Genomic DNA, 14,467 nt, shown 5'->3' on the forward strand with positions numbered 1-14,467 from the left:
GCCGCGGCCCGGCCCCGGCTCACCCCAGCGCCGACTTCACCGCATCAGCCAACCGCCCCGCCACAGACCGAGCCTGATCAATATCCGCCGCCTCGACCATCACCCGAACCAACGGCTCCGTCCCCGACGGCCGCAGCAGCACCCGCCCGGTGGAACCCAGTTCCCGCTCGGCCTCAGCCACCGCGGAGGACAACTCCGCGGACGTCGACACCCGGGACCGGTCGACATCGGGCACATTCACGAGCACCTGCGGCAACCGCTCCATCACGGACGCCAGATCCCGCAACGTACGACCGGTCTGCGCGACCCGCGCCGCGAGCAGCAGCCCGGTCAGCGTCCCGTCACCGGTGGTCGCGTGGTCCAGGATGATCACGTGCCCCGACTGCTCGCCGCCGAGCGCGTAGTCGTGCTCCTTCATCTCCTCCAGCACGTACCGGTCCCCGACCCCGGTCTGCACGAAGGACACGCCTTCGCGCTCCATGGCCAGTTTGAACCCGAGGTTCGACATCACCGTGGCGACAACGGTGTCGGACCGCAGCTCGGAGCGCTCCCGCATGGCGAGGGCGAGTACGGCCAGGATCTGGTCCCCGTCGACCTCCGCACCGGTGTGGTCCACGGCGAGGCACCGGTCGGCGTCACCGTCGTGCGCGATGCCGAGGTCGGCCCCGTGCTCGACGACGGCGGCCTTCAGCAGGCCGAGGTGGGTGGAGCCGCAGCCGTCGTTGATGTTGAGGCCGTCGGGCTCGGCGCCGATCGTGACGATCTCGGCGCCCGCGCGAGTGAAGGCCTCGGGCGAGACCCGCGCGGCAGCGCCGTGCGCCTCGTCGAGGACGACCTTCAGACCGTCCAGCCGGTTCGGTACGGCCGCCAGGAGGTGTTCGGCGTACTGCTCGAAGCCCTCCTCGTACGAGCGGACGCGTCCGACGCCGGCGCCGGTCGGCCGGTTCCAGGGGGCGCCGGTGCGGTGCTCCTCGTAGACGGACTCGATCCGGTCCTCCAGCTCGTCGGCGAGCTTGTGCCCGCCGCGGGCGAAGAACTTGACGCCGTTGTCCGGCATGGCGTTGTGGCTCGCGGAGAGCATCACGCCGAGGTCGGCGCCGAGGGCGCCGGTGAGATACGCCACCGCGGGGGTCGGCAGGACGCCGACGCGCAGCACGTCCACGCCGGCGCTGGCGAGGCCCGCGACCACGGCGGCTTCCAGGAACTCCCCGGACGCGCGCGGGTCCCGTCCGACCACCGCAGTCGGCCGGTGGCCCGCGAAGGTGCCCGCTTCGGCCAGTACGTGCGCCGCCGCCACGGAGAGGCCGAGCGTGAGCTCGGCCGTCAGATCCGCGTTGGCGACACCGCGTACGCCGTCCGTCCCGAAGAGTCGTCCCACTGGTGTCCTCCGAACTTGCTCATATGTGCTCAGACATACTCAGAATGTGCGGCTCGGGCCGAGGGCCCGGTCTCAGTCTCAGTCTCGATCTCGGTCCCCGGTCAGGGGTCCGGTGGTGACGTGGGCCGGGGTCCGGGGTCCGGCTCGGACCCTCCGCCCTTGTCAGGTATATCCCCCGGGCCTGTATATCTCCCAGGTCTGTCCCACACCTGTGTCCGGAAGCCTGCGGCCGGAAGGCCGCGGCACACAGCTGTGCCACACAAGAGGTGACACACGGGCCGTGCCAAAGGTTGCAGTGAACGAGCGTCCAAAATCCTGGTGAACGAACGGCCGACGGCGGTGGTGAACGGCGGTGGTAAAACGAACGCCCCGACGACACAGAACGTGCCGCCGGGGCGATGCGTGCGGAACAGCCGGCGCGATGAACAGCCGACGTGCGATCGAGCGAGATTTAGCGCTTGCTGTACTGCGGGGCCTTACGGGCCTTCTTGAGACCGGCCTTCTTGCGCTCGACCGCACGGTCGTCGCGCTTGAGGAAGCCGGCCTTCTTCAGGGCGCCGCGGTTGTTGTCCACGTCCGCCTCGTTCAGCGAGCGGGCCACGCCGAGGCGCAGGGCGCCGGCCTGACCGGACACGCCGCCACCCGAGATGCGGGCGACAACGTCGTAGCGGTCGTCGAGCTCAAGCACCTTGAAGGGCTCGTTGACTTCCTGCTGGTGCACCTTGTTGGGGAAGTAGTCCTCAAGGGTGCGACCGTTGATCTTCCACTTGCCGGTGCCCGGGACGATCCGGACGCGGGCGATGGCGTTCTTGCGACGGCCCAGTCCTGCGGCCGGCTGCGGGTCGCCGAAGCGGCCCGCGAGGTCGTCCGACTCGGCGGCGTACTCGCCGTCGACGGGGGCCTCGGACTCGGTGGTGTAGCTCTCGACGTCGACAACCTCGGTCTCTTCGACCGGCTGCTCAACGGTGGTCTCGGCCACGATTCTCCTCAGATTCTGTTCTGTCTTAGGGGGTGGTGGCCGGAACTACTGCGCGACCTGGGTGATCTCGAACGGCACCGGCTGCTGTGCAGCGTGCGGGTGCTGGTCGCCCGAGTAGACCTTCAGCTTCGAGAGCACCTGACGGCCCAGGGTGTTCTTGGGGATCATGCCCTTGATGGCCTTCTCGACGGCCTTCTCGGGGTTCTTCGCCAGCAGCTCGTCGTAACGGACGGAGCGCAGACCACCCGGGTAACCGGAGTGGCGGTACGCCATCTTCTGGGTCTTCTTGTTGCCGGAGAGGTGCACCTTGTCGGCGTTGATGATGATGACGAAGTCACCAGCGTCGACGTGCGGCGCGTAGATCGGCTTGTGCTTGCCCCGCAGAATGGTCGCGGCAGTGGTCGCCAGACGACCCAGGACGACATCCTGGGCGTCGATGACGTACCACTGGCGAGTGATGTCGCCGGGCTTGGGGCTGAACGTACGCACGGTCGTGGCCTTCGCTTCTTCAGTGAATGGGTCCTGACATGGACCACCACGGACGATGTACGACAGCCCTGGCGGACCTCGGTGACGCAACCGAGTCCTGCCGCTGGTCATCGGCCCGGTGGACCGGTGTAAGGGCCCCTCACGTGAGAATGAGCAAGCCAATACACATAACGAGACGCAAGAATACCCGCGGTGGCCCGTACGGGTCAAAACGCGCGACCGCCGACAGGCGCCCGCCGGGTTTCAGGGTAGCCCGACACGGGCACGCACGGCCCTCCCCGGGCCATGCTCCGCGCATCCGGAGGACCGGCGCACCCCTTGTCCCGTCTAAGATGCGGCCCATGAGCTTTGGGCAGGGGGGACCCCAGTGGGGTTCCGGGGGATCGGGTTCACAGCCGCCGCAGTGGAGCAATCGGTCTCCCGACTGGGCGGCGTTGGCCGAGGCGTCCGAGACGCGCAACCGGCGCCGCAAATGGCTGCTGATCGGCGGTGGCGCCCTCGCCACCGTCGCCGTGGGCGCGGCCGTCGCCGTGGCCGTGGTCTCGGCGGACAGCGACAAACAGGCCTCGAACAAGCCTGCCTCCCAGCTGCCCGCCACCGCGGACATCCCGTCGAACAGCACCGGTCCCGAACCGTCGTTCGAGGCGACCTCGGCGCCGCCGCCGCTGGACCCGAAGGAGTTCATATCCGACGTGAAGAAGGACACGGCGCCGCTCGCGCCCGACACCTTCTTCCCGGGCACGCAGCTGACGATGGGCGAGGCGGTCTACAAGAAGGGCGCGCTCGCGTCCACGAAGAACTGCGCGTCGGCCGCCCAGGGCACGCTCGGCGCGGTCCTCACCAAGAACGACTGCACCCGCCTCATGCGCGTCACGTACGCGAAGGACGGAGTGGCGGTGACGGTCGGTGTGGCGGTCTTCGACACCGAGGCCAAGGCACTCAAGGCGAAGGTCGACGCCGACAAGCAGAGCGTCGTCCAGTCCCTCAACGGCGAGGGCGTCCCCGTCTTCTGCCGCGCGGCGATCTGCCGCTCGACGACCAACTCGTACGGCCGCTACGCCTACTTCACGGTCGCCGGCTTCACCAACGGCAAGGACGTGACCCAGAAGGACGCCAAGGTCTTCGCGACCGGCGACGACCTGGCCGAGTTCACGTTCCGCCAGATCCGCCGCCGCGGCGAGGCCCAGGCGTCGGAGGCGGCCGACCAGTAGGCCGGCCGCCCCCGGTCACTTGTTCTTCAGCCGCAGCTTCACCGGCACCAGGGCCGACTCCAGCTGCGTGCGCAGGGTCATCTTCGAGACTCCCTCGGTCCGCTCCTCGAAGCGGATCGGGATCTCCACGGCGCTGTGACCGGCCCGTACCGCCTTGTACTTCAGCTCGACCTGGAAGCTGTAGCCGGCGCTGTCCAGGGAGTGCAGGTCCACGTCACGCAGCGCCTGGGCGGACCAGAGGTTGAAGCCCGCGGTGATGTCCCGGATCTTCGTGCCGAGCACCGTACGCGCGTAACGGTTGGCGAAGCGGGACAGCAGGACCCGGTGCGCGCCCCAGTCCTCGTCGAGCGAGCCGCCCTCGACGTACCGGCTGCCGATGACCAGGCCGACGCCCGAGGCCATGGCGGTGCCGAGCATGCGGGGGACCGCTTCCACGGGGTGGCTGCCGTCGGCGTCCATCTGTACGACGTACTCGGCGCCCTCGTCGACGGCGGCGCTCATGCCGGCGACATACGCCCGCCCGAGGCCGTCCTTCTCGGTCCGGTGCAGCACGCTCATCCGGCGCTGCCCGTCCCCGTTGTACTTCTCCGCCAGCTCCTCGGCGATCCGTCCTGTACCATCCGGACTGGAGTCGTCCACTACCTTCAAGTGCAGCCCGCTCAGCGGCAGTTGAAGCACAGCCTCGGCCATTCTCGGCAGATTGGCGGCTTCGTTGTACGTGGGCATCACGATGGTGACCCCCACGCCGTCGAATGTGTCGTACCTCATGTCCTTACCCCTCCCCACCGGGCGCGGGTCTTCCCAGCGCCCGGAACTCCCAGCCCGCCGCGGCCCACTTGGCCCCGTCGAGCACCCCCCTGCCGTCCACGATCCGCGGACGGGAGACCAGTGCGCGCGCCCTCTCCGGCGCGAGTTCGCGGAACTGCGGCCATTCCGTCAGGTGCAGGACGAGATCGGCCCCGCGCAGCGCCTCCTCGGCCGACAGCGCGTACCCGAGCAGCGGGAACGCCTTGCGGGCGTTGTCCATCGCCTCCGGGTCGTAGACCGTGACATCGGCGCCGTCGAGCCGCAGCCGCGCGGCCACGTTGAGCGCGGGCGAGTCGCGGATGTCGTCGGAGTCCGGCTTGAAGGCCGCGCCCAGCACGGCGACCCGGGCCCCGAGAACCGCGCCCCCGCACAGTTCGCGGGCCAGTTCGACCACCCGGTCGCGGCGCCGCATGTTGATCGCGTCGACCTCGCGCAGGAACGCCAGCGACACCCCCAGCTCGTCGGCGCGGTGCGCGAAGGCACGGATGTCCTTGGGCAGACAGCCCCCGCCGAAGCCCACGCCGGCGCGCAGGAACTTCTTCCCGATGCGGTCGTCGTGGCCGATCGCCTCCGCCAGTACGGAGACGTCGCCGCCGGTGGCCTCGCACACCTCCGCCATGGCGTTGATGAACGAGATCTTGGTGGCGAGGAACGCGTTCGCGGCCGTCTTGACCAGCTCGGCGGTCGGGAAGTCGGCGGTGACGACCGGTGTCCCCGCACCGATGACGGGCGCGTACACCTCGCGCAGCAACGTTTCAGCACGCCGCGACCCAACGCCCAGGACCAGCCGGTCCGGCCGCAGGGTGTCCTCGACGGCGAAGCCCTCACGCAGGAACTCCGGGTTCCAGGCGATCTCCGCAGCATGGGTGTCCGCGAGCCGCTGCGCCGTGCCCACGGGCACGGTCGACTTGCCCACGAGCAGCGCGCCCTCGCCGGCGTGCCGGGCCATCGACGCGAACGCCGAGTCCACGTACCGCAGGTCGGCGCCCTCGGAGTCCTTGCGCTGCGGGGTGCCTACGCAGACGAAGTGCACCTGGCCGAAGGCCGCGGCCTCCTCGTAGGACGTGGTGAACCGCAGCCGCCCGCTCGCCGTGTGCTTCGCGAGCAGCTCAGGCAGCACGGGTTCGTGGAACGGCACCCGCCCCGCCTGCAGCGCGGCGACCTTGTCCGGATCGACATCGACCCCGAGCACCTCGTGCCCGAGCTCCGCCATACAGGCGGCGTGGGTGGCACCGAGATAGCCGGTGCCGATGACAGTGAGCCGCATACGGGCGGCCTCCTTAACGTTTCTGCTTGGGGGATGACTGCCCTGCGGCTACTTGCGTTCCAGTACCTGGACCGTGACGCGGTGCAGTTTCACCGTGCGACCGGCCTTGAACCCCTTGTCGATCACGGCCGCGGTCTTCGCGTTCATGCCTTCGAGCAGTGGTTTGCCGTCACGGATCGTCGACACCAGCCACAGCCGGTCCACGTCTGCCAGACAGCCGGCCGGCTTGCGGCACTCGGTGGCGCCGTACGAGCCGTTCTGCTGCGGGGTGAACTCCATCAGCACGTCCTTCGGCGCCTTGGCGTCCCGTAGTTCGTAGGACATGGCGCGGCGCTCCGACAGACCACCGTTGAAGATGATTCCGTCGCCCGGGCGTCGTCCGTCCGTGATGGTGCGGGCCGTTGCGGCGTAGTCCGGCTCATCGTCCAGGTCCTGCTTGGCCAGGTCGATCGCGGGCAGCGCGACGAAGGCGTAGCCGGCTGCGACGGCCGTCACGAGGAAGCCCCCGAGGACCTTCGCGCCCGTACCCGGACGGGCGTCCGGATCCAGCCGGCCGGCCAGCCTGGTGATCGCGGCACTCGTCAGCAGGGCCCAGGCAGGGATGGTGAAGAGCAGGTACCGCGGCAGGAACAGATGGAGCTGGTTGGCCGTCAGGAACGTGACGACGGGCGGCAGCACGGCCCAGGCCGCCAGCATCGGGGCGTACCGCCGGGCTGCCAGCAGCCCCAGCACTCCCACGCCCATGAGGACGCCGCCGGTGATCCACGAGCCGAAGAGCTCCTGCGGATAGCCGATCAGGTCCTGCGTCGTGGTCACGTTCCAGGAGATCTGGCCGCTCTGCCCGGACCCCTGCGCGACCATCGGCAACGTGATGGACAGACCCAGCAGCGCCGCTCCCGCGAAGGCGTAGTGCACGATCCGGTCGCCGCGCTTCTTCACCAGGACGACCAGACACAGGTGCCCGGCGATCACGGACATCGCGACCAGGTGACCGAAGCCGGTCGCCGCGACGGCCAGCGCGTACAGCGTCCAGCCCTTCAGGCTCGGGCGCTCCAGAGCGCGCAGCAGGAGCAGCGTGGCGAGCAGCGCGAAGAAGGTCGCGAAAGCATAGGGCCGCGCCTCCTGCCCGTACCGCGTGACCGCCGGGACCACTGCGAAGAGCAGCCCGGCGAGCAGGCCGGTCCGGACGGTGAACATCCGCCGTCCGAGCAGTCCGACGAGTCCCGCCGACACGGCCATCGCCAGAGCTCCGGGCAACCGCAGCATGGCCGGCGAGTCGCCCGCCACCATGATCCACAGGTGCATGGCCACGTAGTACGGCGTGAAGACGACGTCGATGTGCTCGATCAGCCGCCCCAGATCGCTGAACGAGAGTGACGAGGCCCACCAGGTGGCGTGCTCGTCCCGCCACAGCTGCCTGTCGCCCAGTCCCGGCAGCACGCAGACGAGGGTGGCGAGGACGGGCAGGAGGAAGACGAGCAGCGCGGAACCACGCCCGCCGCCCCCTCCGCCGCTCGCGGCCCCACGACGCCTGTCCGCGCGACCCCCCACGGCCTCGGCCTCGGGGGCCTGCGGCTCTTCTACAGGTATGTAGGCCGTCATTTCTTCACCCAGATCCGGTACGGCGCCTGCTCACTGTCCTTGTCGGGTGACGGAAGCACGGTCAGCAGCCGGTACTGCTTCACTCCGCGCAGCGCGTCGGGAGTCGACGCGGTACGCAGCACGATCGCGTCGTACGTCCCCTTCTTCACGTCGGACGCCAACGCGTCGCCGCGTCCCGCCTGCTTCCACTGACCCGCCTTCGTCGCCGAACGCAGGTAGTACGCGGATATCTCGGGGTCGTCGCTGAGGTAGACGCCCTTGCCGTCCACGACCTGCCGCATCACACCGATCATGCGGGCCGAGTCCGGCGGCCGGTACAGGCTCTGGGTCTGGGCCATGCCCACGACCAGCGCCGCGACGTAGATCATGATGCCGATCTGCGGGTAGCGGAGGTGTGCGCCCATCAACCGGGAGACACCCAGGCCTGCCATCGGCACGGCGAAAAGCAGTCCGAAGCCGACGTGGATGTGCAGTGAACTGCCGTTGCCCAGATATGCCTGGTACAGCGGAGCGAGCAGTGCGGTCGAACACAGGGTCAGGCCCAGCGCGGCCCGGCGCACCGCACCCGGCGCGTCGCCCTCGGCCCAGGGCATCTCGCCCATACGCGCTCGTTTGGCGTAGCCGACCGCACCGATGACGGCCACGAGCAGGACGATGCCGCCCCACTGGCCGCTCTCCTTCAGCATGGTCAGGGCGCTGTCACCGCTGTGCGCGTTCCAGCCGGTCGGCGTGCCGTTCAGCTGGACGCCTACAGCGCACAACGCGCCGGTGGCCACGGCGAAGAGTGCTCCCCGGGCGAACGCTCCGACACCGCGGAAGCGGTAGGCCGTCAGCACGGCGAGGACGGTCAGCGTCGGCAGGTACAGCGCCGCGGAGTACGCCGCGAAGGGCGCGAGCGCGGCGAACGGCGTCGCCAGCAGCACGGCCGTCGGGTGCGCCTGCCGGGTCTTGGCCAGCAGCCACAGGGCTGCGGCGAGCAGGAACAGCGAGAGCGAGTGCATCGACGCGTACCGGCCCGTGAAGGCCGTCGACTCAAGCACGGAGTACATCGCGGCGGCGGCGAGCGCGGCCCGGGGGTTGAAGAGCAGCCGGGTGGCGCCGTACAGCAACGCCGTCGCCGCCAGGGCCCAGGCCAGGCTCAGCAGCCGGGCGCCGGTCAGACCGCCGTCGGCGACAAGACCGGAGATCCGGCCGCCGGACATCAAGTACTCGGCCTCACTGGGAAAAGCGCTCCCACCGAGCCGGAACGAGAGCCCTGCCTGCACCATGAGGATCAGCAGCAGCACACCGCGGCTGATCCACGCGGAACGGCTGTTGTCCATCGACCAGGCCGAGACCGGCACCGCGGGCAGTACATACCCGGGCTCGGGCTCCGGTTCCGGTTCCGGCTCCAGGACCGAGTACTCCGGCCGGTAGTAGTCGGACTCGGCGTCCTGGTCGTGCGGCTGACGGTCCTGCGGTTCGGCCACCGCACCACCGCCGTACGACGGGTACTGCTGCTGCCAGTCCTGCGGACCGGGCTGCTGCGGAATCGTCGTCTGCGGGTAGGTGTAGTCCTGCGGCTGGTACGAAGTGGGCTGCTGCGAGTAGGGCGCGGGCTGCTCCGGATATGCCTCGGGCTGCGGCTCCGCGTACGGGCTCTGCGGCTGTCCCTGTTCGAACCAGCCGCTGTCCTGACCGCTGCTCATGACTTCGGTACCTCGAATCCGAAGGCCTCGTCGGCGATCAGACGCTTGAACTCCGCCAGCGCGAGCGGGCTGCTCTGGATACGCCAGTCCGCCCGCTTGGGGATGTTGAACCAGACGAACCCGATGACGTCCTTGTTCTGCTCGACACCGCCGAGAAGCTGACGCACGTCGGCGCGCCGCCGGTCCCCGGGCTCCGCCGAGGTCTCGCTGATCAGGACAGGTTTGTCGGTGAACCCGGCGACCTGCCGCAGGGTCGGCCCGTACAGGGTGTCGAAGGTCTTGGCTCCGGTCTGCGTCCAGTAACCGACGACACCGGTCCAGTCGACGTAGGCGTCGCCGGGCCAGTAAGCCTTGAGCTTCACGTCCGGCACCGGGTTGACGACGTTGGGACTCCACACCCAGATGACGTTGGTGGCGCCTTCGTCCTGGAAGAGGTCGTGAATGTGCCGCCAGGCCTTCACAAAGTTGTCGGGCGTCTGCTTCTTGGTGCCCCACGGATACCAGTGGCCGTTCATCTCGTGCCCGAAGCTGATCGCGACAGGCACGTTCGTCTCCCGGACACTCGCGGCGTACCTCTTGATGTACGTGTCCTGCGAGCCGTCCGCGATCGTCCCGAGGCCGGGCTTGAACGGCTCCCACGAGACGTACAGCAGGCTGCCGTCCTCGAAGACGTTCTTCGCGCCCTTGGCGTTGAAGCCGTCGCCCCACGACGAGTACGACCCGACCAGGTTCGGCTTCTTGCCCACGGTCTTCGCGAAGGCGTCCACGGGCTTGAGGGAGGTGGGGGCACCGTCGAGGGCGACCCCGAAGTACTCCTTGTCGGGAGCGAGCAACGGCTTCACGTCGTACGGCAGAGCGTGCTGGGCCTGCGCCGAGGCGTCACCGTCCGCCGGCTCACGGGCTGCCGACTCGGCGGGGTCCTCGTCCCCGAACGCCCCGCAGCCGGTGAGTCCCATCAGGGACATCATCGCCACGGCCAGCGGGAGAACAGATTTGCGGATCATGCAGCTTCACCTACGGTGTGGTGCTCCTTCGGCTGAATCAGCGCGCGGGTGACGACGAGCGCGTAGAACAGCCCGGAGGACAGGACGAGTGCGAAGTCCGGCGGATACCCGGTGAACAGGCGGTACACGGCGGCGCCGACCCAGACCACGGCCGTGCCGCCGCTCCAGACCCACATGGCCAGCCAGAACCGCCGGGTCTTGTTCTTCTTGGCCCCTTTTGAGCCGGTCGGCTGCCACCCCATGCGCTGCTTGCGCAGGATGTCCCAGATGGCGAAGACGTGTGCCCAGCCGTACATCATCCGCGCGGACCAGGCCTCCAGGCGGTACGGGGACTTGTGCCACATGGGGAAGATGACAGTGGTGTAGAGGATGCTCGGCAGCACCCACACGAGGTGCTTGACCTGGAGCATCTCCGGGCTGGTCAGCAACAGGACGATCGGCACGAGCGGTGCGAAGAAGGTGAACAGCGCGGTGTGGATGTAATAGAAGAAGCCGGACATGTAGCACAGTCGGCTGGAGAACTTGATCGGTGCGTCCCAGAACTTCTTGCTCCCGAGCAAGGACATCGAGCCCGAGCACCAGCGGTACTGCTGGTTGAAGAAGGCTCCGGCCGTGTCGGGGCACACCCCTGTGGACAGTGCGACAGGTACGTACTTGAGGTCCCAGCCGAGCCCACGCAGATCGAACCCCGTATGCACGTCCTCGGAGTGCTCGATCAGCGTCGTGCCACCGTTGGTGTCCAGGGCTGCGCGCCGGTAGATCGCGCAGGAGCCGACGCAGATCGCGCCGTCACTGTTCTGACGGGACACCTGCACGGAACGGTAGAACAGCTCCTGCACCGCGCCCGCGCCGCGTTCGATCCAGTTCTGCGAGTCCAGGACCCGGAAGTACTGCGGAGACTGGATGATGCCGACGCGCTCGTCCGACTCCATGTAAGGGAGCAGTTCCTCCAGGAGGTCGGACCGCGGCGTGAAGTCGGCGTCCAGAATGAGGATGTACTTGCCGTCCGACTGCCCGAAGCCGTAATGCAGGTTGCCGGCCTTCTTGAACCAGCCTCGGTTCTCACGTGTGCCGTACCGGAATCCGAAGTCCGCAGCCATCGCGGCAAGTTCGGAGCTCGCGCCGTCGTCCAGGACGAAGGGGACACAGTGGCCCGGATAGCGGTCCGCGAGCTGCCGCACATGCGTCCAGGTGTTGTGCAGCACCTCGATCGGCTCGCCGCACACCGGCAGGAAGACATCGACGGTCGGATAGAGCTGCGGCCGCCAGCCGCGCACCAACTGCTGATGGTGCCGGAAATCGAAGTCTCGCGTGAAACCGTTCACCCGCAGCGACACCAGGTAGTAGATCACCGTGAAGGCGAGCGGCGGCGCGAAGATCCACATCAGGGGACTGGCCTGCGCCAGTGCGACCTGACTGACAGTCAGACAGCCGAAGCTGACGATCGACGCCAGCGTCAGAATCCACAGCCGGCGTTTGACGTAGGAGTACTTCTCGGCATGCGACGGGGGCGCGGGCAGCAGCCCGAGCGAAACCCCGACGACACCCCGACGCCCCCCATGCCGTGCGGCCCTACGCCCCCCAGCGTCGGCCTTTCCGGACATGCGGGCAGAACCCAGTGACGACACTTCTGCACCCCCCGGGCCAGCGGCCCATCCCTACCCCACCCCAAGCGCCCCATATCGAACATGAGACTCAGTAACGCCACAATATCCGAGTTACGGGAACACTGTAAGAGGCCAGATAGACCTTATGTCCGGAGTGTTCAGAAAAGCGTCATAATTATGCGTGGATTGCAGGTAACCAACTGGTTTCGGAGTTACGCGCACCGGGCAGAAACCATTTTCGAGCCGTGTCAGCAACAACGTCCTGCCGGCAACGTCCGCCGATTCCGCGCCTCCTTGTTCCGCGCCGCGAGCAGCTCGTCCGCCGGGTACCCGACCTCCTCCAGCGTCAACCCGTGCGGCCGCACCACGTGCACGGCCGAGTCCCGCACCCCCGCGGCCAGCACCTTCGCGGGCCAGTCGGCGCCCCGGTGCCCGTCCCCCACGAACAGCAGCGCCCCGATCAGGGAGCGCACCATGTTGTGGCAGAAGGCATCCGCCCGCACGGTCGCGGTGACGACACCGTCGCCGCCCCGTTCCAGCCGCAGCTCCTGGAGCGTACGGATGGTGGTGGCGCCCTCCCGCTTCTTGCAGTAGGCGGCGAAGTCGTGCTCCCCGAGCAGTCCCCGCGCGGCCTCGTTCATGGCGTCGACGTCGAGCGGCCAGTCGTGCCACAGGACATGGCTGCGCAGCAGGGGGTCGACGCCGCCCGGATTGTCGGTGACGCGGTAGGCGTACCGCCGCCAGACCGCCGAGAACCGCGCGTTGAAGCCGCTCGGCGCCTCAGCCAGCGACCACACCCGCACGTCCTTCGGCAACCGCCCGGCCAGCCGCTTGAGCAGCTTCTCCTGGTGCTCGGCCCACAGCTCCGCGGGCAGATCGACATGCGCCACCTGCCCGCGGGCATGCACCCCGGCATCGGTCCGGCCGGCCACCGTCAGCTCGTACGTCGTCCCGCCCGACCGCGTCACGGTCCGCAGCGCGTCCTCAATCTCCCCCTGTACGGTCCTGCGTCCCCCGGCCTGCTTGGCCCACCCGGAGAACTCGCTCCCGTCGTACGCCAGATCCATCCGGATACGTACATGGCCCGCTGCTGCTTCATCAGTCACCTGAAGATCCTCTCAAGAACACAAGAAGGGGCCCGCTCCTCGAAAGGAACGGGCCCACTCAAGCGCGCCCCATCAGGGGCGCGGGGAACTGCGCGACAAGCCACGACGCCGCGGCAGTCGAAGGACAGCCTTACGCGTCCTTGGACTCCTCAGCGGCCTCGTCGGCCTTGGTCACGTCGACCTTGGCGTCCTCGACCGGGGCGTCCTCGACCGGGGCCTCGACAGCGGCCTCGGTGTCCTTCGCAGCGCGCTTCGTCGCCGCCTCGGCCTCACCGGTGGCCTGCTGGGCCACGGTCAGGGCCTCCACCAGCTCGATGACAGCCATGGGCGCGTTGTCGCCACGGCGGTTACCGATCTTGGTGATACGGGTGTAGCCACCCGGGCGGTTCTCGTAGCGCGGGCCGATCTCGGTGAAGAGCGTGTGCACGATGCTCTTGTCCGTGATGACCGAAAGGACCTGACGGCGGTTGTGAAGGTCGCCCTTCTTCGCCTTGGTGACCAGACGCTCGGCGTAGGGCCGCAGACGGCGGGCCTTCGCCTCGGTGGTCGTGATCTTGCCGTGCTCGAAGAGCGACTTCGCGAGGTTCGCGAGGAGCAGCTTCTCGTGCGCGGCACTGCCGCCCAGACGGGCACCCTTGGCAGGCTTCGGCATGGTGTTTCTCCTAGGTGTCTGCCCCGGCCGTATCAGGTACCGAGGTCAGTGTCCGAGCAGGCGATCGCCTGTCGAAGATCCGGAACCTTTGCAGGCTCCGGAGGGATTTCAGGGGCGCGGGGAACTGCGCATTCTTTTGTCTTTCAGGGGCGCGGGGAACTGCGCGACCAGCCACAGCGCACCCGCACCCATAAGACGGACCGTCCGGCCCGAGCTCTTAGTACTGCTCGGTCTCGACGAACCCGGCATCCGCGTCGTCGTCCGCACCGAAGGCGTCCGCGGCAGCGGTCGGGTCGAATCCGGGCGGGCTGTCCTTCAGGGCCAGGCCCATGCCGGCGAGCTTGGCCTTGACCTCGTCGATCGACTTCGCACCGAAGTTGCGGATGTCGAGCAGGTCGGCCTCGGAGCGGGCGACGAGCTCACCCACGGAGTGGATGCCTTCGCGCTTGAGGCAGTTGTACGACCGAACGGTGAGCTCAAGCTCCTCGATCGGCAGGGCGAGATCGGCGGCGAGGGCGGCGTCCGTCGGGGACGGGCCCATGTCGATGCCCTCGGCGTCGATGTTGAGCTCACGCGCCAGACCGAACAGCTCGACCAGGGTCTTGCCGGCCGACGCCATGGCGTCACGGGGACGCATGGCCTGCTTGGTCTCGACATCGACGATCAGCTTGTCGAAG

Annotated in this window: 13 protein-coding genes; 1 reads left to right on the forward strand and 12 read right to left on the reverse strand. The window is 68.4% G+C overall.

Annotated features, from left to right (window positions below; all coding sequences use genetic code 11):
* Positions 1 to 19: 19 nt before the first annotated feature.
* The 3 genes from glmM to rplM all read right to left on the reverse strand — a co-directional run bounded on the left by glmM (position 20) and on the right by rplM (position 2,846).
* The gene (gene glmM / locus AOK01_RS24275; protein ID WP_055515162.1) at positions 20 to 1,378 is read right to left on the reverse strand and encodes a phosphoglucosamine mutase; all 1,359 of its coding nucleotides are present in this window, start codon (positions 1,376 to 1,378) and stop codon (positions 20 to 22) included.
* Between the two features lie 451 nt (positions 1,379 to 1,829).
* Positions 1,830 to 2,357, reverse strand: a complete 528-nt coding sequence (gene rpsI / locus AOK01_RS24280; protein WP_055515164.1) for a 30S ribosomal protein S9 — start codon at positions 2,355 to 2,357, stop codon at positions 1,830 to 1,832.
* Between the two features lie 45 nt (positions 2,358 to 2,402).
* Positions 2,403 to 2,846 carry a 50S ribosomal protein L13 gene (gene rplM / locus AOK01_RS24285; protein ID WP_055515165.1) on the reverse strand — a complete coding sequence of 148 codons (444 nt, stop codon included), beginning with the start codon at positions 2,844 to 2,846 and terminating at the stop codon, positions 2,403 to 2,405.
* Positions 2,847 to 3,187: 341 nt separating this feature from the next.
* Between rplM and AOK01_RS24290 the strand changes: the two genes are divergently transcribed.
* The gene (locus AOK01_RS24290; RefSeq protein ID WP_055515167.1) at positions 3,188 to 4,057 is read left to right on the forward strand and encodes a hypothetical protein; all 870 of its coding nucleotides are present in this window, start codon (positions 3,188 to 3,190) and stop codon (positions 4,055 to 4,057) included.
* A 15-nt stretch (positions 4,058 to 4,072) separates the two neighbouring features.
* On the opposite strand, the gene AOK01_RS24295 is transcribed toward AOK01_RS24290, so the two are convergent.
* The 9 genes from AOK01_RS24295 to AOK01_RS24335 all read right to left on the reverse strand — a co-directional run.
* Positions 4,073 to 4,825, reverse strand: coding sequence for a polyprenol monophosphomannose synthase (locus tag AOK01_RS24295; protein WP_055515170.1), 753 nt, complete (start codon positions 4,823 to 4,825; stop codon positions 4,073 to 4,075).
* Between the two features lie 4 nt (positions 4,826 to 4,829).
* On the reverse strand, positions 4,830 to 6,131 hold the full coding sequence (locus AOK01_RS24300) for a UDP-glucose dehydrogenase family protein (RefSeq protein WP_055515171.1): 1,302 nt from the start codon (positions 6,129 to 6,131) through the stop codon (positions 4,830 to 4,832).
* A gap of 48 nt (positions 6,132 to 6,179) precedes the next feature.
* Positions 6,180 to 7,733: a glycosyltransferase family 39 protein gene (locus AOK01_RS24305; protein ID WP_055515174.1), complete on the reverse strand. Its 1,554-nt coding sequence runs from the start codon at positions 7,731 to 7,733 to the stop codon at positions 6,180 to 6,182.
* Entirely contained in the window at positions 7,730 to 9,421 is a 1,692-nt protein-coding gene (locus tag AOK01_RS24310) for a glycosyltransferase family 39 protein (RefSeq protein WP_055515175.1), read from the reverse strand. Before AOK01_RS24310 ends, AOK01_RS24305 begins: the two co-directional genes overlap by 4 nt.
* On the reverse strand, positions 9,418 to 10,425 hold the full coding sequence (locus AOK01_RS24315) for a glycoside hydrolase family 26 protein (protein WP_055515176.1): 1,008 nt from the start codon (positions 10,423 to 10,425) through the stop codon (positions 9,418 to 9,420). Before AOK01_RS24315 ends, AOK01_RS24310 begins: the two co-directional genes overlap by 4 nt.
* Complete coding sequence (locus tag AOK01_RS24320; protein WP_425424759.1) at positions 10,422 to 12,029, reverse strand: glycosyltransferase family 2 protein; 1,608 nt, start codon at positions 12,027 to 12,029, stop codon at positions 10,422 to 10,424. Before AOK01_RS24320 ends, AOK01_RS24315 begins: the two co-directional genes overlap by 4 nt.
* 251 nt (positions 12,030 to 12,280) lie before the next feature.
* Complete coding sequence (truA, locus tag AOK01_RS24325; RefSeq protein WP_425424760.1) at positions 12,281 to 13,099, reverse strand: tRNA pseudouridine(38-40) synthase TruA; 819 nt, start codon at positions 13,097 to 13,099, stop codon at positions 12,281 to 12,283.
* A gap of 169 nt (positions 13,100 to 13,268) precedes the next feature.
* Complete coding sequence (rplQ, locus tag AOK01_RS24330; protein ID WP_055515179.1) at positions 13,269 to 13,790, reverse strand: 50S ribosomal protein L17; 522 nt, start codon at positions 13,788 to 13,790, stop codon at positions 13,269 to 13,271.
* Positions 13,791 to 14,007: 217 nt separating this feature from the next.
* Positions 14,008 to 14,467: DNA-directed RNA polymerase subunit alpha C-terminal domain-containing protein (locus AOK01_RS24335; RefSeq protein WP_281181426.1), on the reverse strand; the 460-nt coding region annotated here is incomplete at its 5' end.

It is taken from the genome of Streptomyces aurantiacus (assembly GCF_001418335.1).
GTDB classification, from domain to species: domain Bacteria; phylum Actinomycetota; class Actinomycetes; order Streptomycetales; family Streptomycetaceae; genus Streptomyces; species Streptomyces aurantiacus.

What these genes read in the sequence shown, in the direction of transcription:
- AOK01_RS24290 (WP_055515167.1), top strand. Translation starts at nt 3,188, where the DNA reads ATGAGCTTTGGGCAGGGGGGACCCCAGTGGGGTTCCGGGGGATCGGGT.
- AOK01_RS24295 (WP_055515170.1), bottom strand. Translation starts at nt 4,825, where the DNA reads ATGAGGTACGACACATTCGACGGCGTGGGGGTCACCATCGTGATGCCC.
- AOK01_RS24300 (WP_055515171.1), bottom strand. Translation starts at nt 6,131, where the DNA reads ATGCGGCTCACTGTCATCGGCACCGGCTATCTCGGTGCCACCCACGCC.
- AOK01_RS24305 (WP_055515174.1), bottom strand. Translation starts at nt 7,733, where the DNA reads ATGACGGCCTACATACCTGTAGAAGAGCCGCAGGCCCCCGAGGCCGAG.
- AOK01_RS24310 (WP_055515175.1), bottom strand. Translation starts at nt 9,421, where the DNA reads ATGAGCAGCGGTCAGGACAGCGGCTGGTTCGAACAGGGACAGCCGCAG.
- AOK01_RS24315 (WP_055515176.1), bottom strand. Translation starts at nt 10,425, where the DNA reads ATGATCCGCAAATCTGTTCTCCCGCTGGCCGTGGCGATGATGTCCCTG.
- AOK01_RS24320 (WP_425424759.1), bottom strand. Translation starts at nt 12,029, where the DNA reads ATGTCCGGAAAGGCCGACGCTGGGGGGCGTAGGGCCGCACGGCATGGG.
- truA (WP_425424760.1), bottom strand. Translation starts at nt 13,099, where the DNA reads ATGGATCTGGCGTACGACGGGAGCGAGTTCTCCGGGTGGGCCAAGCAG.
- rplQ (WP_055515179.1), bottom strand. Translation starts at nt 13,790, where the DNA reads ATGCCGAAGCCTGCCAAGGGTGCCCGTCTGGGCGGCAGTGCCGCGCAC.